This is a genomic window from Streptomyces sp. NPDC043746, assembly GCF_056436485.1.
Genome location: NZ_JBWKCM010000026.1, coordinates 1 through 17,996, shown reverse-complemented (window position 1 = coordinate 17,996; position 17,996 = coordinate 1). Strand labels below are relative to the sequence as shown.

The following is a 17,996-nucleotide window of genomic DNA, read 5'->3' as shown; positions in this document are numbered from 1 at the left end:
ACCATGTGTCGTGTCGGTGCGGAAATCCCCGTACGGAGTGTCAGTGGCGGATGCCACACTCACATGTCATGGGACCGATCGATGTGCTTCTGGCCGACGTGGCGCAGGGCAAGCGGGTGAAGTATCTGCCGTTCTGGGGCCACCGCCCGCGCCCGGACGGGCGGCTGGGGGCCAGTTGTCTGAGCCAGTGGTGGCCCTCGCCGTTCACGGTGGACGGGGTCACGTACGCCAGCGCCGAGCACTGGATGATGGCCGGCAAGGCCCGCGTCTTCGGGGACGCGGAGGCCGAGAAGGCGGCGGTGTCCGCGACGAGCCCGGCGGCGGCGAAGAAGGCCGGACGGCTGGTGCGCGGCTTCGACGAGGACGTGTGGATACGGGAGCGGTTCGCCCTGGTCGTCGAAGGCAGCGTCCACAAGTTCGGGCAGGACCCGGAGCTGGCCGGCTATCTGCTGGGGACCGGCGACCGGGTGCTGGTGGAGGCATCCCCGCTGGACCGGATCTGGGGCATCGGGCTGGCCGCGGACGACGAGCGGGTGGAGCGGCCGCGGGAGTGGCGGGGGCTGAATCTGCTGGGCTTCGCGCTGATGGAGGCGCGCAAGCGGCTGCGGACCGGCTGAGGCCTGGGTCGTACGGGGCCTGGTGCGCGGGTCCGTAAGGGCTGTCCCGCAATCCCCGGCGGGGACAGCCCTTAGCCGCCGGTTCGCGACGGAGCGCGAGCCCGGAAGCACCGGCACGCGCTGGTGGCCCGGCGTGCGTCGGCGGGCGGGTCCGTACGCGGCGCCGGGCCGCTCGGTAGGTGTCGGCGCGCGCCCCCACGACAGCGCCGCCCGGCCCGGCGGGGAGGGGTTCCCCGCCGGGCCGGGCGGCGGATGCGCGACGCGGTCCGGGCCGGTGGGCGCGGGCCGGTGCTAGCCGCGGCCCTCGATGACCAGCGACGTGGCGAACGGGTCGTCCTCGTAGCTGTCCTCGAAGTCCTCGCCGGTGGCGACGGCCCAGGCGATGAAGCCGAGGATCACCGCACCGAGCACGATGCCGACCGAGCCCGTGATGATCCCGGCGATCGCCATGCCCCGGTTGGTCGCCTCGCCGCGCTTGGCCCGGCCGAGGCCGATGATGCCGAAGATCAGCGCGAGGATGCCGAGGACGATGTTCAGCCCGTACAGGCAGAAGCCGACCACCGAGATGATGCCGAGCACCAGCGCGGCCGTTCCGAGCCCGTTGGAGGGCTGGGGCCCCCAGGGCTGCTGGCCGCCGTAGGCGTCGTACCCCGGGTAGCCGCCGTACGGCTGCGCCGGGGGTGCGGGATAGCCGTACTGCCCGGCGGTCGGGGGCTGTGCCGCCTGGCCGGGGCCGCCCGGGCCGGTCGGCGGCGGCGGTACGGCCGAGGGCGGCGGGCCGAAGCCACCGCCCGCCGGTATCGGTCCGGTGCCGTCCGGGGCCGGGCCCGCGCTCGGCATCGACGTCACGGTCTGCTGGTCGTGGACGGCGGCCGGTGGCGGGGTGGCGGCGTCCTTCTTGCCCAGCTCCACCCGGCTGTCCGGCGGTGCCCACGGATCGCGCGGCGCGGCCCCGCCCCCGGGCTGCTCTGTGTTGTCTGACATGGGCCTCCCCCATCGTGATCCCGTCATGCTACGGCCCGGTCCCGCGCCACCTCACCCCGCCTACGATGATCGGTGCGGTCGGCCGGAGCCTCCGGGACTCCGCCGCCGTACACGCCGAACCGGGAGAGAGACACATGACCGATCCGCACCCCTTCATCGCCGGGCTGCCCAAGGCCGAGCTGCATGTCCACCACGTGGGGTCCGCCTCGCCCCGGATCGTCGCCGAACTGGCCGCCCGCCACCCGGACTCCAAGGTGCCGACCGACCCCGAGGCACTGGCCGACTACTTCACCTTCACCGACTTCGCGCACTTCATCGAGGTCTACCTCTCGGTGGTGGACCTGATCCGCACCCCCGAGGACGTCCGGCTGCTCACCTTCGAGGTGGCGCGGGACATGGCCCGGCAGAACATCCGGTACGCGGAGCTGACGGTGACCCCGTTCAGCTCGACCCGGCGCGGCATCCCGGAGGTGGCCTTCATGGAGGCCATCGAGGACGCCCGCAAGGCCGCCGAGTCCGAGCTGGGCGTCATCCTGCGCTGGTGCTTCGACATCCCGGGCGAGGCGGGGCTCCAGGCCGCTGAGGAGACCGCCCGGCTGGCGGTGGAGCGGCGGCCCGAGGGGCTGGTCTCCTTCGGTCTCGGCGGGCCGGAGATCGGGGTGGAGCGCCCGCAGTTCAAGCCGTACTTCGACCGGGCCATCGCCGAGGGACTCCACTCGGTGCCGCACGCCGGGGAGACCACCGGACCGCAGACCGTCTGGGACGCCCTCACCGTGCTGCGCGCCGAGCGCATCGGCCACGGCACCAGCTCCGTCCAGGACCCGAAGCTGCTGGAGCACCTGGCCGAGCACCGGATCGCCCTGGAGGTCTGCCCGACGTCGAACATCGCCACCCGCGCGGTCACGGACATCGAGCTGCACCCGATCCGGGAGATGGTGGGGGCGGGCGTGCTGGTCACGGTCAACAGCGACGACCCGCCCATGTTCGGCACGGACCTGAACAACGAGTACGGAGTCGCCGCCCGGCTGCTGGACCTGGACGAGCAGGGGATCGCGGGTCTCGCGAAGAACGCGGTGGAGGCCTCGTTCCTGGACCCGGCCGGCAAGCGGCGGCTGGCCGAGGAGATCGACTCGTACACGGCGAACTGGCTCCGGGGGCCCGCCCGCTGACCGCGGTCGTCACAATGGCCCCATGGCCGACACCACTCCCCGCCTCACCGCCGTGGCGCACCGCGGCGATCCGTACCGGGCCCGCGAGAACACCCTGCCCTCGATCCGCTCCGCCCTCGACCGGGGGGCGGACGCGGTCGAGATCGACGTACGGGTGACCCGCGACGGGGTGCCCGTCCTGCTCCACGACGCCACGCTCAAGCGGCTGTGGGGCCATGACCTGCGCCTGGACCGGCTGGACTTCGCCGAGGTGCGGGAGCTGACCGGCGGCGGGGTGCCGACCCTGCGCGAGGCGCTGGACGCCGCCGGAGAGCACCGGGTGATGCTGGACCTGCCCGGCTCCACGGACACCTCGGTACGGAAGATCGTCGCCACGGTCCTGGAGTGCGGAGCGGGCGAGCGGGTGTACTACTGCTCCGGTACGGACGCGATGCTGCGGGTACGGGCCGCGGACCCGGCCGCCGAGATCGCCCTGACCTGGACGACGCTCGCCCCGCCGCGCCCGGTGCTGCTGGAGGCGGTGAAGCCGCGCTGGCTGAACTACCGCTTCGGGCTGGTCAGCGGGGAACTGGCCGACCGGGTGCACCGGGACGGGCTGCTGGTCTCCGTATGGACGGCCGACACCAGGCGCACGATGCGCCGGCTGATCGAGCGGGGCGTCGACTCGATCACCACCAACCGGATCGACACCCTGCACGAGCTGCGCTCCAACTCCCCATCCGCAAGGGGCCGGGGCGGGCTCACAACCCGACGATGGCGTTCCACTTCTTCGTGAAGCCCGTCCGCTCCTCGGCGGTGATGTCCCGGGCGATGGCCAGCCGTCCGCGCATCGCGTCGTCGGGGAAGATCAGCGGGTCCTCGGCGAGTTCGGCGGACTCCCTGTCCTTGGCGGAGGCGAGGACGTCACGGGCGGCGGGCACCGGGCAGACGTAGTTGACCCAGGTGGCGAGTTCGGCGGCGATCTCGGGGTCGTAGTAGTGGTCGACCAGCCGCTCGGCGTTCCGCTTGTGGCGGGCGAGGTTGGGGATCATCAGGGACTCGGCCCACAGCTCGGCCCCCTCCTCGGGGACGACGAACTCGATGTCCGGGTTGTCCGCCTGGAGTTGGATGACATCGCCGGAGTACGCCTGGCAGGCCAGCACATCGCCGGTGGAGAGGTCCTTGATGTAGTCGTTGCCGGTGAAGCGGCGGATGTGCTGGGAGCGGACGCGCTTCTCGATGTGCTCGCACAGGGTGTGGAAGTCGTCGGCGGTCCACCGGGTGATGTCGACGCCGTCGCCCTGCATCAGCAGCGCGAACGCCTCGTCGAGCCCGGAGAGCAGGGTCACCTTGCCCCGCAGGTCGTCCGCCCACAGGTCGTGGGTGGAGCGGATCTCACGGCCGAGGCGCTTGCGGTTGTACGCGATGCCGGTGATCCCGGACTGCCAGGGGACGCTGTGCAGCCGTCCCGCGTCGAAGGCGGGTGAACGCAGCTGCGGGTCCAGGTACCTGGTGACGTTGGGCTGCTTCGCCCGGTCCATCTCCTGGACCCAGCCGAGGCGGACGAAGCGGGCGGCCATCCAGTCGCTGATGACGATCAGGTCGCGCCCGGTCTGCCGGCGGTTCATCAGGGCCGGGCTGATCTTCCCGAAGAACTCGTCGTTGTCGTTGATCTCCTCGGTGTACGTGACGGAGATCCCGGTCCGCTCGGTGAAGGCTTCCAGGGTGGGCCGCTTCGAGGTGTTCTCGTCGTCCGTGTCGATGTAGAGCGGCCAGTTGGCGAAGTGCAGGGTGCGGTCGGCGTCGGAGCTGTCGCGTCCGGCCCGGTCCCCCGGCTCGACGTAGGCGGCGGGCACCCCGCAGCCGGCCAGGACGGTCCCGGCGGCCCCCGCCCCGAGGGCGCGCAGCAGGGAACGGCGGGACATGGGGTGGTTCTCCGGGATCGCTCGCACCCGCGCAGGATGCCGGGTGATCACCGCGGCGGACAATGGACCAAGCGTCCAGCGGGACGGGGGCGCCCCGCACACGTTGTCCAGAAAAGGGCACGGCCCCGGGCGGGAAGCCCGGGGCCGTGCCGTTGGACGTGCGCGGCGGTCAGTCCTCGATGGACGTCATGACGTGCTTGATCCGGGTGTAGTCCTCGAAGCCGTACGCCGAGAGGTCCTTGCCGTAGCCGGACTTCTTGAACCCGCCGTGCGGCATCTCCGCGACCAGCGGGATGTGGGTGTTGATCCACACGCAGCCGAAGTCGAGGGTCTTGGACATGCGCATGGCGCGGGAGTGGTTCTGCGTCCAGACCGAGGAGGCGAGCGCGTAGTCCACGCCGTTGGCGTACTCCACGGCCTGCTGCTCGTCGGTGAAGGACTGGACGGTGATGACGGGGCCGAAGACCTCGTTCTGGATGATCTCGTCGTCCTGCTTCAGCCCGGAGACGACGGTCGGGGCGTAGAAGTAGCCCTTGTCGCCGACCCGGTGGCCGCCCGCCTCGACCTTGGCATGGGCGGGGAGACGCTCGATGAAGCCGCTGACCTGCTTCAGCTGGTTGGCGTTGTTGAGCGGGCCGTACGCCACGTCCTCGTCGTCCGGCTGCCCGGTCCTGGTGTCGGCGGCGGCCTTGGCGAGCGCGGTCACGAACTCGTCGTGGATGGACTCGTGGACCAGGACGCGGGTCGCGGCCGTACAGTCCTGCCCCGCGTTGAAGAAGCCCGCTTCGGAGACGCCCGCGACGGTCCTGGCGATGTCGGCGTCCTCGAAGACGACGACGGGCGCCTTGCCGCCCAGCTCCAGGTGGACGCGCTTGACGTCCTTGGCCGCGGACTCCGCCACCTGGATGCCGGCCCGCACCGAACCGGTGATGGAGGCCATCGCCGGGGTCGGGTGCTCGACCATCGCGCGGCCGGTGTCCCGGTCGCCGCACAGGACGTTGAAGACGCCCTTGGGCAGGAACTGGCCCATGATCTCGGCCATCAGCACCGTCGACGCCGGAGTGGTGTCGGACGGCTTGAGCACGACGGTGTTGCCCGCGGCGAGCGCCGGGGCGAACTTCCAGACGGCCATCATCATCGGGTAGTTCCACGGCGCGACCTGCGCGCACACGCCGACGGGCTCGCGGCGCACGATGGAGGTCAGGCCCTCCATGTACTCACCGGCGGAGCGGCCCTCCAGCAGCCGGGCGGCGCCCGCGAAGAAGCGGATCTGGTCCACCATCGGCGGGATCTCTTCGCTGCGGGTGAGCCCGAGCGGCTTGCCGGTGTTCTCCGACTCGGCCGCGATCAGGTCCTCGGCCCGCTCCTCGAACGCGTCGGCGATCTTGAGCAGGGCCTTCTGGCGCTCGGCGGGCGTCGTGTCGCGCCAGGCCGGGAACGCCGCCGCGGCGGCCTCCATGGCGGCATCGACATCGGCCTGGCCGGAGAGCGGCGAGGTCGCGTAGACCTCCTCCGTCACCGGGCTGACCACATCGATGGTCCGCCCGTCCGCGGCGTCCCGGAACTCCCCGTTGATGTAGTTGCGCAGACGGCGCACCTCGGTGGTCATGACCACCCCTCCTGTCGGCTGTCCGATGGGTGAGACACCACCCTAATCGTTCCGGTGACGCTTTCGACATAGGCAACCACCACCAGCTTCGGATTCAGTCGCCATCGAGCACCGACTCAACGAATTTCATCGATCTGGGGTTGCGAGACAGACGAGTGCGGTGCAGAGTGGAGGTGTGGCCAGTCGCAGCGCAGACTCCAGGAACGGGAACGGATCACCGCCAGCGGTCGATGCCGTCTCCCTCGCAATCATCGAGCAGCTCCAGGAGGACGGACGCCGTCCGTACGCCGCGATCGGCAAGGCCGTCGGCCTCTCCGAGGCGGCCGTGCGCCAGCGCGTCCAGAAGCTGCTCGACCAGGGCGTGATGCAGATCGTCGCCGTCACCGACCCGCTCACCGTGGGGCTGAGGCGCCAGGCGATGGTCGGCATCAACGTCGAGGGCGACCTCGACCCGGTGGCCGAGGCCCTGTCGGCCATGGCCGAGTGCGAGTACGTGGTGATGACCGCGGGCTCCTTCGACCTGATGGTGGAGATCGTCTGCGAGGACGACGACCACCTGCTGGAGACGATCAACAAACGCATCCGGGCGCTGCCCGGGGTGCGCTCCACCGAGAGCTTCGTCTACCTCAAGCTCAAGAAGCAGACCTATATGTGGGGAACCCGATAGCCGTGAGCAAGGACCTCAGCCGAACCGCGTACGACCACCTGTGGATGCACTTCACCCGCATGTCGGACTACGAGAACGCGCCCGTTCCCACCATCGTGCGTGGCGAGGGAACGTACATCTTCGACGACAAGGGCAAGCGCTACCTGGACGGCCTCTCCGGCCTCTTCGTGGTCAACGCCGGCCACGGTCGTCACGAGCTGGCCGAGACGGCGTACAAGCAGGGCCAGGAGCTCGCCTTCTTCCCGGTGTGGTCCTACGCCCACCCGAAGGCCGTCGAGCTGGCCGAGCGTCTCGCCGACTACGCCCCGGGCGACCTCAACAAGGTCTTCTTCACCACCGGCGGCGGCGAGGCCGTCGAGACCGCCTGGAAGCTGGCCAAGCAGTACTTCAAGCTCAAGGGCCAGCCGACCAAGTACAAGGTCATCTCGCGTGCGGTCGCCTACCACGGCACCCCGCAGGGCGCCCTGTCCATCACCGGCCTGCCGGCCCTGAAGGCCCCCTTCGAGCCGCTGGTCCCCGGCGCGCACAAGGTGCCGAACACCAACATCTACCGCGCCCCGCTCTTCGGTGACGACCCGGAGGCCTTCGGCCGCTGGGCCGCCGACCAGATCGAGCAGGAGATCCTCTTCGAGGGCCCCGAGACCGTCGCGGCCGTCTTCCTGGAGCCCGTGCAGAACGCGGGCGGCTGCTTCCCGCCCCCGCCCGGCTACTTCCAGCGGGTCCGCGAGATCTGCGACCGGTACGACGTGCTGCTCGTCTCCGACGAGGTCATCTGCGCCTTCGGCCGACTCGGCACGATCTTCGCCTGCGACAAGTTCGGCTACGTACCGGACATGATCACCTGCGCGAAGGGCATGACCTCCGGCTACTCCCCGATCGGTGCCTGCATCGTCTCGGACCGGGTCGCGGAGCCCTTCTACCAGGGCGGCAACACCTTCCTGCACGGCTACACCTTCGGCGGCCACCCGGTCTCCGCGGCGGTCGGCCTCGCCAACCTGGACATCTTCGAGCGTGAGAACCTCACGCAGCACGTGCTGGACAACGAGAACGCCTTCCTCACCACGCTGCAGAAGCTGCACGACCTGCCGATCGTCGGCGACGTCCGCGGCAACGGGTACTTCTACGGCATCGAGCTGGTGAAGGACAAGGCCACCAAGGAGACCTTCACCGACGAGGAGACCGAGCGCGTCCTGTACGGCTTCCTCTCCAAGGCGCTGTACGAGAACGGCCTCTACTGCCGGGCCGACGACCGCGGCGACCCGGTCGTCCAGCTCGCCCCGCCGCTGATCTCCGACCAGTCCACGTTCGACGAGATCGAGTCCATCCTGCGCGCGGTGCTGACGGAGGCGTGGACGAAGCTCTGACCACCGCCGTGAACGCCGGATGATCATCATTCAGCGGTCATTTCCTACGGTCCGCCCGGCCCGGATGCGCCCTTTCGAGTGAGAAGGGACGCGTCCGGGCCGCGTGCTGTCCGCCACACCCCGGTCCGACTATCTACGGTGCCCATGACCGATCGGCCGCGTCCTCGTTCCCCCGTACGGGGGAACGGGAAAACTCATCCGAACCGAGGTGTACGCCATGGTGGCCCCGCCGGACAACGACGTGATCTGGGCGCGCTCCCTGCACCACTCCCACAACGGATCGCCCGGTCTCGCCGGGGTCTCCGTCTCCGTGCGCGACGCCGAGATCCTGGCCGTGGCCGGACCGCGCGGCAGCGGCAAGACGACCCTGCTGCACTGTCTGGCGGGCCGGCTGGTGCCCGACCAGGGCGAGGTCTGGTTCAACAGCGTCCCCGTGCACACCATGACCGCGCGCGTGCGCGAGCGGCTGCGGCGGGAACGGTTCGGCTGGATCGCCGCCGACCCGCAGCTCGTCCCCGAGCTGACCGCCTGGGAGAACGCCGCGCTGCCGCTGCTGCTGCGCGGCGTCGCGCACCGGACCGCGAGGAAGGCCGCGACGGAGTGGCTGGAGCGCCTGGACATCGCCGCGCTCGCCCGCAAGCGCCCGCACGCCCTGCTCCAGGTGGAGCGCCAGCGGGTCTCCGTCGCCCGGGCCCTCTGCGCCCGGCCGACGGTGATCTTCGCGGACGAGCCCACCGCGACCCTGCACCGCGCCGAGCGCTCCCAGCTCCTGCGCACCCTGACCGCCGCGGCCCGCTCGCACGACATCACCGTGGTCCTGGCCACCCATGACGCCGAGGTCGCCGCCCTCGCCGACCGGACCGTCTCCCTGCTGGACGGCCGCCGCGTCTCCACCGTCGCCCTGCCCGCCGAACCGGATGCGGAGGGCAGCGCGGCGTGCTCGCTCTCCGTCTGACCCGCGGTACGCATCCCCTCGTCCTGGTCCGCCGGCTCCTGGTCGCCGCCGCCTCCGCCGGAGTGGGCTTCCTCCTCCTCGCCGCCCTCGGCTACGCCTCCGCACACCCCGCCTCCGCCGGTTCGGTGCTGCGGCTGCTGTGGTGCTTCATCCCGCTCGCCGCCACCGTGCAGTTCGCGGTGGCCGTCGCCCGCACGGACCCCAGCACCCGGCCCCGGCCCGGCCTCTCCTCCCTGGGGCTCGGCCCGGTGCGGCTCTCGGTGCTGGCCGCGATCTCGACCGCCGTCTCCACCACGCTCGGCTCGATGGTGGCGCTGCTGGTCTTCCTGCATCTGCGGGGCGATCTGACCGGGCTGCCGTTCGACGGCGGAGCGGCGGAGTTCCTCGGCGCGGGCACCCCGCTGCCGCTGGCCGCCGCGCTGATGCTGCTCGCGCTCGTACCGGTGGCGGCGGCGACCGCGAGTGCGCTGGCCCTGCGCTCCCGGCCGGACCCGGCGCGGGACACCTTCGGCTCCGAGGAACTGCCGGAGCCCGCGCCCGCGCCGACCGGGCTGCCCTGGGGCGTGGCGCTGACGGCCGCCGGGCTCGCGGTGGAGGCGTACGCGTCCCGGGGTGCGGCCGGGCACGCGTTTCCGCTGCCGGGCCGGTTCGACGCCACCCCGGTGGCGGTCCTGGCCGGGTGGACGCTCACCGCGATCGGCCTGGCCATGGCCGGACCGGCGCTGACGTACCTGTGCGGGCGGGCGCTCCAGGCGGTGCGCCCCGGGGCCGTACGGCTGCTGGCGGGCCGGGTCCTGATGGACGAGGCGCGCCGACTGGGGCGCCCGCTCGGGGTGGTCTGCGCGGTGATGGCCGCCGTGGTGGCCGCATCGGCGCTGTACGGGGGCGACGAACGCCCCTGGGGGCCGCTCACCGCGCTGGGTGCGGTGCTGGTCCTGGGCTGTACGGCGGCGACCCTGCTGACCTCGGTCCTGGAGGCGAAGCAGGCCCGCGCCCACACCGCGCAGGCGCTGCTGCGGATGGGCGCGCCCGCCTCCGTACTGCGCAAGGCTGCCGCGCTGCGTGCCGCTGCCCTGCTGGCCCTGTTCGCCCCGCTGACCTGGGTGATCGCGGAGCTGGCGGCGCTGCCGCTGGCACAGTAGGCGACCGCCGGGTCAGGAGGGCGGCCCGAGGGCGTCGGGGAGGACGCGTGCGGCCCCTGGGCCGCGATGCGGGGCTCCTGAGGCCCCTCTCCGCTTGCCCGGCCCGGCCGCTCTGGTTCGTGCCGGTCGGAGCGCCGGGGCGTGCGCCTCGCGAGGGGCCCGTCACTCCCCCGCCAGCACCACCGTCTCCGCCGCGTCGAACCGCACGCCCACCACAGCTCCCTCGTCCGGGGTGTCCCGCAGGGCGCACTCGGCCTCCAGGACCGGCGCGTTCTGGGGGGTCAGCCGTACGGTCACGTGGTTCCCCCGGAAGGTGCGCACGCCCACCGTGCAGCGCAGCCCGTCCTCCGGGGCGCCGATCAGCACCCCGGCCGGGCGGACCAGCAGACCGGCCTCGCCCTGGGGGGAGCCCTCGGGCACCGGGACCTTGCCCCAGGAGGTGTCGGCGGCCCGGCCGGTCACCGTCGCCGGAGTCACGTTGTCGAAGCCGAGGAAGCGGGCGACGAACGCGGAAGCCGGGCGCTGCCAGACGTCCAGCGGGCTGCCCTCCTGGGCGATCCGCCCGTCCCGCATCACGACGACCCGGTCGGCGAGGGCGAACGCCTCGCCCTGATCGTGCGTGACCGCGAGCACCGTCGTACCCAACTCCTGGAACAACGTGCGCAGTTCGATGACCAGCCGCTCGCGCAGGCTGCGGTCGAGCTGGCCCAACGGCTCGTCCAGCATGAGCAGTCGGGGGCGCGGGGCCAGCGCCCGGGCCAGGGCCACGCGCTGCTGCTCGCCGCCGGAGAGCGCGGCGACCGCGCGGCGTTCGGCGCCGGGGAGTCCGACCATGTCGAGCAGTTCGCGGACCCGGTGCTCGGTCTCGGCGCGGCCGACGCCGTGCATCCGCAGCCCGAAGGCGACGTTGGCGCCGACATCGCGGTGCGGGAAGAGCTGGTGGTCCTGGAACATCAGGCCGAGGCCGCGCCGGTGCACCGGGACGCCCGCCTGGTCCTGCCCCGCCAGCAGCACCCGGCCGCCGTCCATGGGCTGGAGTCCGGCGACGGCCCGCAGCAGGGTGGACTTGCCGCTGCCGCTGGGGCCGAGCACACAGACGATGCGGTGGTCGGCCACCTCCAGGTCGACGGCGTCGAGCGCGGCCCGCTTCCCGAACCGTACGGTGGCCGCTTCCAGGCTCAGCATGGTGGTCAGAACTCCCCGGATCGGTCGGTGCGGATACGTTCGAGGAGCAGCAGCGAGACGGCGCACACCAGCATGAGAATCGTGCTGAGGGCCATCGCCTGCCCGTAGTTCAGCTCCCCGGAGCGGCCCAGCAGCCGGGCGACGGCGACCGGCAGGGTCGGGTTGTCGGGCCGGGCGATGAAGACGGTGGCGCCGAACTCCCCGAGCGAGACGGCGAACGCGAACCCGGCCGCTACCAGCACCGCCCGCCGCACCAGCGGGAGATCGACCTCCCGCCAGGCCCGCAGCGGCGAGGCCCCCAGCACGGCGGCGGCCTCGCGCAGCCGCTCGTCCACCGCGCGGAGCACCGGGAGCATGGTCCGTACGACGAAGGGGACGCCCACCAGCGCCTGGGCCAGCGGGACCAGGATCCAGGAGGTGCGCAGGTCCAGCGGCGGCTTGTCGAGGGTGATGAGGAAGCCGAAGCCGACGGTGACGGCGGAGACCCCGAGCGGCAGCATCAGCAGCGCGTCGAAGCCGCGTACGAGCCGTCCCGCCCGGCGGGTCAGGGCGGCCGCGGCGAGACCGCCGACGACCAGCGCGATGAGGGTGGCGACGAACGCGTACCGCAGCGAGTTGCCGACGGCCTCCAGCGGCGGGACGAGGAAGGTCGAGCCGCTGCCCCCGGCGCTCTGGAGGGCCTCGTAGTAGCCGAAGCCGTAACCGCCCGGCCCGTCGAACGACCGCTCCACCAGCACCCCGAGGGGCAGCAGGATCAGCAGCAGCGCGCTGAGCAGCACCCCGCCGAGCAGCACCCACTGTCCGGGGCCGTGCGGCCGACGGGAGGTCTGGGCCGGATCGACGAGCTTCAGCGCCCGCTCCCGGCGCCGTACGGTCACGGCGTGCACCGCGAGGATCGCGCCGACGGCCACGAACTGGACCATGGTCAGCACGGCCGCCGTCGGCAGGTCGAGCAGCTGGGCGGTCTGGCGGTAGACCTCCACCTCCAGCGTGGAGTAGGCGGGGCCGCCGAGGATCTGCACGACACCGAACGAGGTGAACGTGAAGAGGAAGACCATCAGTGCGGCGGCGGCCACCGCCGGGGCGAGCGCAGGGAGCGTCACCCGCCGCCAGGCGGCGAACCGTCCGGCACCGAGCACCCGGGCGGCCTCCTCCTGGCGCGGGTCCAGCTGCGACCAGAGCCCGCCGACGGTCCGGACGACCACCGCGTAGTTGAAGAAGACGTGCGCCAGCAAGATCGCCCACACCCTCGTGTCGAGCCGCAGCCCCCACAGCTCGTCCAGGAGCCCGCCTCGCCCGAGCAGCGCCAGGAACGCGGTGCCGACGACGACCGTGGGCAGGACGAACGGCACGGTGACGACCGCGCGCAGCACCTGCTTGCCCGGGAAGTCGAAACGCGCGAAGACGTACGCGCCGGGCAGGGCGACCAGCAGGGTGAGCGCTGTGGAGGCCAGGGCCTGCCAGGTGGTGAACCAGAGGACGTCGAGGATGTCCGGGCGGGTCAGCACCTCGCCGATCCGCCCGAACTGCCAGGCGCCGTCCGTCTTCAGCCCGCGGCCGACGATCGCGGAGACGGGGTAGGCGAAGAAGACGGCGAAGAACGCCACGGGCACGGCCATCAGGCCGAGCCGCAGGGCCGCTCCGCGCCACCCTCCCCCGCCTCCGGCCCGCGGGCCGCCGGACCGGGGCCCGGCGGCGGCCTCGGCGGCCTCGGTGAGGGCGTCTACTTCACGGCGATCGAGTGCCACGCCTGAACCCACTGCTCACGGTTGGCGGCGATCTTCTCCGGGGCCACCGTGGCCGGCTTGTCGACGGTCTCACCGAACTCGGTGAAGATCTCCGGCAGCTTCGCGTCCGTCACGACCGGGTTGACGAACATGTTCAGCGGCACGTCCTCCTGGAACGTCTTGCTGATCAGGAAGTCGAGCAGCGCCTTGCCGCCCGCCTCGTTCTTCGCTCCCTTCAGCAGCCCGGCGTACTCGGTCTGGCGGAAGCAGGTCCCGGTGGAGACGCCGGTGGGGGCCTCCTTGGGCTGCGGGTCGGCGTAGAGGACCTCCACGGGCGGGCTGGAGGCGTAGCTGACGACCAGCGGCCGGTCCGCCCTGGCCTTCTTGCCGCCCGCGGAGCCGGAGAACTCCTCGTTGTAGGCCTGCTCCCAGCCGTCGACCACCTTGACGCCGTTGGCCTTCAGCTTCTTCCAGTAGTCCTGGTAGCCGTCCTCGCCCTGGGAGGCGATGGTGCCGAGGAGGAAGCCGAGGCCGGGCGAGGAGTTCGCCGCGTTCTCGGTGACCAGGAGGTTCTTGTACTCCGGCTTGATCAGGTCCTCGAAGGTCTGCGGCGGGTCGAGCTTCTTGTCCGCGAAGTACTTCTTGTCATAGTTGACGCAGATGTCACCGGTGTCGACGGGCGTGACCCGGTGCTCCTCGTCCTGCTCGGTGCCCTCCGCGACCCGGTCCAGGCCCTTGGCCTCGTACGCGGTGAAGAGGCCGTGGTCGAGGGCGCGGGAGAGCAGGGTGTTGTCGACACCGAAGAAGACGTCGCCGCGCGGGGAGCCCTTGGTCAGGATCTCCTGGTTGAGGGCGGCACCGGCGTCGCCGCTCTTGAGCAGTTCGACGGTGTAGCCGCTCTCCTCGGAGAACTGCTTCAGCACGTCTTCCGAGGCGTTGAAGGAGTCGTGGGTGACCAGGGTGACGGTCTTGGAACCGCTGCCCTTCGACGCGCCGGACCCGGCAGGGGCATCGTCGTCGGAGCCGCCGCAGCCCGCGAGGACGGTGACGCCGAGCGCCGCGGCGAGCGCGGTGGCGGCGTACTTCTTGGTGGTGTTCATGTGATTCCTCCTGGAGGTGACCAGGAAGAGACGCGGCCCTGCCCGCCCCCGGAGACGTACCGGAAGCGGGCAGGGCGCAACAGCTTGAGTAAGGTCCGAACTTCCTACCCGGAATGACCCGGGCGAGGTTCAGAGGGTCTGCGGCCGACCTGTCCCTGGTGCCGCACTCTCAGCGCTGTGGCGCTCCCCTGTCGGAATATGAAGTTGACTTCGCGCCCAGGCTACACCGGTGATTTTCAGCCGGTACGGGGGAGGTCCGGGGGCCTCTCAGCGCTCCGAGGCCGCCAGCTGCCCGCAGGCCCCGTCGATCTCCTGGCCGCGGGTGTCCCGGACGGTGACGGGCACGCCGTGGGCCGCGATGGCCTCGACGAACGCCTTCTCGTCCTCGGGGCGCGAGGCGGTCCACTGGGAGCCGGGGGTGGGGTTCAGCGGGATCAGGTTGACGTGGACCCGCTTGCCCTTGAGTAGCCGGCCGAGCAGGTCGCCGCGCCAGGCCTGGTCGTTGATGTCCCGGATCAGGGCGTACTCGATGGAGATGCGGCGGCCGGACTTCTCCGCGTACTCCCAGGCCGCGTCGAGCACCTCGCGGACCTTCCACCGGGTGTTGACCGGGACCAGGGTGTCGCGCAGCTCGTCGTCCGGGGCGTGCAGCGAGACGGCGAGGCGGCACTTGAACCCCTCGTCCGCGAAGCGGAGCATCGCCGGGACGAGGCCGACGGTGGAGACGGTGATCCCGCGCTGGGAGAGGCCGAGGCCGTCCGGCTCGGGGTCGGTGAGCCGACGGATGGCACCGACGACCCGCTTGTAGTTGGCGAGCGGCTCGCCCATGCCCATGAAGACGATGTTGGAGAGCCTGGCAGGGCCGCCGGGGACCTCCCCGTCGCGCAGGGCGCGCATGCCGTCGACGATCTGGTGCACGATCTCCGCGGTCGACAGATTGCGGTCGAGCCCGGCCTGCCCGGTGGCGCAGAACGGGCAGTTCATCCCGCAGCCGGCCTGGGAGGAGATGCACATCGTGACGCGCTCGGGGTAGCGCATCAGGACGGACTCGACGAGTGTGCCGTCGTGCAGCTTCCACAGCGTCTTACGGGTGGTGTCGTCGTCGCAGCTGATGTGCCGCACCACCGACATGAGCTCGGGGAACAACGCCTCGGCGAGCTTCTCCCGGGACCCGGCGGGGATGTTGGTCCACTGGGCCGGGTCGTGCGCGTACCGCGCGAAGTAGTGCTGCGAGAGCTGCTGGGCGCGGAACGGCTTCTCGCCGGTCGCGGCGACCGCTTCCTTGCGCTCGGCGGGCGTGAGGTCGGCGAGGTGCCGCGGGGGCTTCTTGGCTCCGCGGGGCGCGACGAAAGTGAGTTCTCCGGGCTTAGGCATGGTTCATCCAGTGTCGCAGACACACCGAGGTGCCCCAGGTCGTCGCCCAGCTCAGCGACGACCCGAGGCGGACGGACCCGGTCGTTGATGGTGGTTGTGGGTCATCATCGGCGGCCCCCCGACGGCCCACAGACGGCCCGGACACATGGCTCCGCGCGCAGGTCAGGCACCCGAAACCGCGTCCTGCCCGGCATCCAACAATCGGCGGCCGTCGTGCGCGCGCACCTGCGTTCCCGCATCGTCTAGGGCGTCCAGCACCCGAACCGCGTACGCCTCCGTCATGAAGGTCGGGACCTCCTCACGGGTGAGCCATCGCACAGCAGTCGACTCCTCGGAGGTCTGCTCGCTCCCACCAGTCATCCGGCAGCGAAACACGAGCGCCACCACCCCGCGCGTCATGTTCTTGTACACACCCGTGAGGCGAACCGGGTTCACCTTGATACCGGTTTCCTCCAGCACTTCTCTGCACGCACCGTCCTCCGGGCGTTCATCCAGCTCCAGAACGCCACCCGGAGCCTCCCAAGCACCGTTGTCAGCCCGTCGGATCGCGAGGACACGGCCGTCCTCGCGGACAACCACGCCTGCCACTGAAACCGAGTGCAGCGACATTGGCGCACCTTCCTGGGTAGCGTTACTCATGTATATGAGCATAGGAGAGCAGAAGGACATGGGCACAGCAGCCTCTAGGGACACCGGTCAGCCCCGGTACCTACAGATCGCCAACGACCTCGCTCAGCAGATCAGGGAAGGGGTGCTGAAGCCTGGCGAGAAGGTCCCCAGCGAGTCAGAACTCATGACCCGCTACTCGGTTTCGCAAGGGACGGCCCGCAAGGCCGTTGCGGAACTCCGGCCGACCGGCCTGATCGATACGCTTCACGGCAAGGGTTCGTTCGTGAAGAGCCAGCCCCCCGTGCGCCGCAAATCTTCCGACCGCTTCAGGCGATCCCACCGCCGGGCCGGAAAGGCTGCGTACCTCGCCGAGACCGAGCAGGCGGGAAAGACGCCGGGCGTCACAGTGCTCTACATCGGCCCCACAGAGGCGTCGGGCGAGGTAGCGGAGCGCCTAGGGGTCCCGGACGGAACCAAGGTCCTTGCACGCCGGCGGCTCTACTTCAGCGATGGGACACCGACCGAGGAAGCCACGTCGTACCTGCCTTGGGACATCGCCAAGGACATCCCGGAGCTGTTCGAGGAGAACCCGGGGGGTGGTGGCATCTACGCGCGCCTGGAAGACAACGGCCACACCCTGAGTCAGTTCGTGGAAACCGTACGCGCCCGCCTGGCGACCAAGGCGGAGACGGGAGCTCTCACCCTCAGCCCAGGCTCACCCGTCATCCACCTGACACGGAGCGCGGAAACCGAAGATGGCCGCGTGGTCGAGGTGTGCGACACGATCATGGCCGCTGACCAGTTCGTTCTCGACTACCGCATCCCGGCTGGGGACTGACCAGCGCCTGCCCTCACAGCCCGTCGTGAAGAAATCCTTCGCGGCGGGTTGACTCATGTACAGGAGTTGGGCACTCTGATGAACGTAACTCCTGCACATGAGTGCAGGAGTACAGGAGCCCTCGGGTTCCGTGCATTGCATGCCCTCAAGCACAACAACTCCACAGCGTGATCCACCGCAGTACGGCGGCCGTGACCGTTCCGGCCGAGGCGAGTGGAGACCAGTCGGCCGAGAAGGGGCCCCCGTCACACCGGGGCCCAACACCCCAGACGGGGGACACGCCACCGACTCAAAAGAACCGCTACGGCACACCTTGAAGCTGCCACCTCAGACGTCTGGGACTTCGCATCTCCCCGGACCGAGCAGCGCCGAGCGAACACGAGAACCGAGCATCCGCCCACCTCCTGAATCACGTCGGAGGCACCCGTGAGCAAGCGAAGTACGAGGGCGTTGCCCGCGCTGGACCGGCGCGAGTGACAACGCCCCTCCGAGTCGGCGGCCGAGCAGTACGGGCCGCCTGTACGGACCGTTTCCCGTGGCTATCGCGGGGCCGGTTGCCTCCTCCGCCCGTCCAGTCCGCTTCGCGCGGTGCTGTACGGGCGGGGCTGAGGGGAGCCGGATGGTTCCAACGGCGAGACCCCCGGAGTAGCAGCTCCGGGGGTCTCTGTGAGCCGTTCCTGTGTGAGAGGAACTGACCCAATGAAGAGCATCGCAGCACTTCAGGTGGCCGTTACGGTCGCCGCCCCGTTCGA

16 protein-coding genes are annotated in these 17,996 nt (G+C 70.9%); 8 read left to right on the top strand and 8 right to left on the bottom strand.

Annotation, left to right across the window (positions count from 1 at the left end):
- Nucleotides 1-68 precede the first annotated feature (68 nt).
- Nucleotides 69-617 carry an NADAR family protein gene (locus AC0682_RS24605; protein WP_478535140.1) on the top strand — a complete coding sequence of 183 codons (549 nt, stop codon included), beginning with the start codon at nucleotides 69-71 and terminating at the stop codon, nucleotides 615-617.
- A 291-nt stretch (nucleotides 618-908) separates the two neighbouring features.
- Here the strand turns inward: AC0682_RS24605 and AC0682_RS24600 are convergent, their stop codons facing one another.
- The gene (locus AC0682_RS24600; RefSeq protein ID WP_478535139.1) at nucleotides 909-1,601 is read right to left on the bottom strand and encodes a DUF4190 domain-containing protein; all 693 of its coding nucleotides are present in this window, start codon (nucleotides 1,599-1,601) and stop codon (nucleotides 909-911) included.
- Nucleotides 1,602-1,735: 134 nt separating this feature from the next.
- Here AC0682_RS24600 and AC0682_RS24595 point away from each other — a divergent pair, with 134 nt between their 5' ends.
- Entirely contained in the window at nucleotides 1,736-2,770 is a 1,035-nt protein-coding gene (locus AC0682_RS24595; protein WP_254811571.1) for an adenosine deaminase, read from the top strand.
- 22 nt (nucleotides 2,771-2,792) lie between these two features.
- On the top strand, nucleotides 2,793-3,545 hold the full coding sequence (locus AC0682_RS24590) for a glycerophosphodiester phosphodiesterase (protein WP_478535138.1): 753 nt from the start codon (nucleotides 2,793-2,795) through the stop codon (nucleotides 3,543-3,545).
- Here AC0682_RS24590 and AC0682_RS24585 read toward each other — a convergent pair.
- Both AC0682_RS24585 and AC0682_RS24580 read right to left on the bottom strand, forming a co-directional pair.
- Nucleotides 3,511-4,674, bottom strand: coding sequence for an ABC transporter substrate-binding protein (locus AC0682_RS24585; protein ID WP_478535137.1), 1,164 nt, complete (start codon nucleotides 4,672-4,674; stop codon nucleotides 3,511-3,513). The two genes, AC0682_RS24590 and AC0682_RS24585, sit on opposite strands and share 35 nt — an antisense overlap.
- Before the next feature lie 169 nt (nucleotides 4,675-4,843).
- Nucleotides 4,844-6,283 carry a gamma-aminobutyraldehyde dehydrogenase gene (locus AC0682_RS24580; protein WP_254811574.1) on the bottom strand — a complete coding sequence of 480 codons (1,440 nt, stop codon included), beginning with the start codon at nucleotides 6,281-6,283 and terminating at the stop codon, nucleotides 4,844-4,846.
- A 175-nt stretch (nucleotides 6,284-6,458) separates the two neighbouring features.
- On the opposite strand from AC0682_RS24580, the gene AC0682_RS24575 reads away from it, so the two are divergent.
- The 4 genes from AC0682_RS24575 to AC0682_RS24560 all read left to right on the top strand — a co-directional run bounded on the left by AC0682_RS24575 (nucleotide 6,459) and on the right by AC0682_RS24560 (nucleotide 10,411).
- A complete protein-coding gene (locus AC0682_RS24575; RefSeq protein ID WP_254811575.1) occupies nucleotides 6,459-6,950 on the top strand; it encodes an Lrp/AsnC family transcriptional regulator in 492 nt (163 codons plus the stop codon).
- Nucleotides 6,935-8,314: an aspartate aminotransferase family protein gene (locus AC0682_RS24570; protein ID WP_254811576.1), complete on the top strand. Its 1,380-nt coding sequence runs from the start codon at nucleotides 6,935-6,937 to the stop codon at nucleotides 8,312-8,314. Before AC0682_RS24575 ends, AC0682_RS24570 begins: the two co-directional genes overlap by 16 nt.
- Before the next feature lie 217 nt (nucleotides 8,315-8,531).
- The gene (locus AC0682_RS24565) at nucleotides 8,532-9,269 is read left to right on the top strand and encodes an ABC transporter ATP-binding protein (protein ID WP_254811577.1); all 738 of its coding nucleotides are present in this window, start codon (nucleotides 8,532-8,534) and stop codon (nucleotides 9,267-9,269) included.
- On the top strand, nucleotides 9,251-10,411 hold the full coding sequence (locus AC0682_RS24560; protein WP_478535136.1) for a hypothetical protein: 1,161 nt from the start codon (nucleotides 9,251-9,253) through the stop codon (nucleotides 10,409-10,411). Before AC0682_RS24565 ends, AC0682_RS24560 begins: the two co-directional genes overlap by 19 nt.
- A 162-nt stretch (nucleotides 10,412-10,573) precedes the next feature.
- Here the strand turns inward: AC0682_RS24560 and AC0682_RS24555 are convergent, their stop codons facing one another.
- From AC0682_RS24555 to AC0682_RS24535, 5 genes are all read right to left on the bottom strand, one after another.
- Entirely contained in the window at nucleotides 10,574-11,596 is a 1,023-nt protein-coding gene (locus AC0682_RS24555) for an ABC transporter ATP-binding protein (RefSeq protein WP_478535135.1), read from the bottom strand.
- 5 nt (nucleotides 11,597-11,601) lie between these two features.
- A complete protein-coding gene (locus tag AC0682_RS24550) occupies nucleotides 11,602-13,215 on the bottom strand; it encodes an ABC transporter permease (RefSeq protein WP_478535179.1) in 1,614 nt (537 codons plus the stop codon).
- 104 nt (nucleotides 13,216-13,319) lie between these two features.
- Complete coding sequence (locus AC0682_RS24545; RefSeq protein ID WP_478535134.1) at nucleotides 13,320-14,423, bottom strand: thiamine ABC transporter substrate-binding protein; 1,104 nt, start codon at nucleotides 14,421-14,423, stop codon at nucleotides 13,320-13,322.
- Between the two features lie 267 nt (nucleotides 14,424-14,690).
- Nucleotides 14,691-15,797 (bottom strand): dual-specificity RNA methyltransferase RlmN, encoded by a 1,107-nt coding sequence (rlmN, locus tag AC0682_RS24540; RefSeq protein WP_254811579.1) that lies wholly within the window; start codon nucleotides 15,795-15,797, stop codon nucleotides 14,691-14,693.
- 162 nt (nucleotides 15,798-15,959) lie between these two features.
- Nucleotides 15,960-16,448, bottom strand: a complete 489-nt coding sequence (locus tag AC0682_RS24535; protein WP_478535133.1) for an NUDIX hydrolase — start codon at nucleotides 16,446-16,448, stop codon at nucleotides 15,960-15,962.
- A gap of 16 nt (nucleotides 16,449-16,464) precedes the next feature.
- Between AC0682_RS24535 and AC0682_RS24530 the strand changes: the two genes are divergently transcribed.
- Nucleotides 16,465-17,244 carry a GntR family transcriptional regulator gene (locus AC0682_RS24530; RefSeq protein ID WP_381148662.1) on the top strand — a complete coding sequence of 260 codons (780 nt, stop codon included), beginning with the start codon at nucleotides 16,465-16,467 and terminating at the stop codon, nucleotides 17,242-17,244.
- The last annotated feature ends 752 nt before the right edge of the window (nucleotides 17,245-17,996 follow it).

Bases quoted from the DNA above. Each gene is read 5' to 3' on its own strand.
- AC0682_RS24605 (WP_478535140.1), top strand. From the start codon at position 69: ATGGGACCGATCGATGTGCTTCTGGCCGACGTGGCGCAGGGCAAGCGG.
- AC0682_RS24600 (WP_478535139.1), bottom strand. From the start codon at position 1,601: ATGTCAGACAACACAGAGCAGCCCGGGGGCGGGGCCGCGCCGCGCGAT.
- AC0682_RS24595 (WP_254811571.1), top strand. From the start codon at position 1,736: ATGACCGATCCGCACCCCTTCATCGCCGGGCTGCCCAAGGCCGAGCTG.
- AC0682_RS24590 (WP_478535138.1), top strand. From the start codon at position 2,793: ATGGCCGACACCACTCCCCGCCTCACCGCCGTGGCGCACCGCGGCGAT.
- AC0682_RS24585 (WP_478535137.1), bottom strand. From the start codon at position 4,674: ATGTCCCGCCGTTCCCTGCTGCGCGCCCTCGGGGCGGGGGCCGCCGGG.
- AC0682_RS24580 (WP_254811574.1), bottom strand. From the start codon at position 6,283: ATGACCACCGAGGTGCGCCGTCTGCGCAACTACATCAACGGGGAGTTC.
- AC0682_RS24565 (WP_254811577.1), top strand. From the start codon at position 8,532: ATGGTGGCCCCGCCGGACAACGACGTGATCTGGGCGCGCTCCCTGCAC.
- AC0682_RS24555 (WP_478535135.1), bottom strand. From the start codon at position 11,596: ATGCTGAGCCTGGAAGCGGCCACCGTACGGTTCGGGAAGCGGGCCGCG.
- AC0682_RS24550 (WP_478535179.1), bottom strand. From the start codon at position 13,215: ATGGCCGTGCCCGTGGCGTTCTTCGCCGTCTTCTTCGCCTACCCCGTC.
- AC0682_RS24545 (WP_478535134.1), bottom strand. From the start codon at position 14,423: ATGAACACCACCAAGAAGTACGCCGCCACCGCGCTCGCCGCGGCGCTC.
- rlmN (WP_254811579.1), bottom strand. From the start codon at position 15,797: ATGCCTAAGCCCGGAGAACTCACTTTCGTCGCGCCCCGCGGAGCCAAG.
- AC0682_RS24535 (WP_478535133.1), bottom strand. From the start codon at position 16,448: ATGCTCATATACATGAGTAACGCTACCCAGGAAGGTGCGCCAATGTCG.
- AC0682_RS24530 (WP_381148662.1), top strand. From the start codon at position 16,465: ATGGGCACAGCAGCCTCTAGGGACACCGGTCAGCCCCGGTACCTACAG.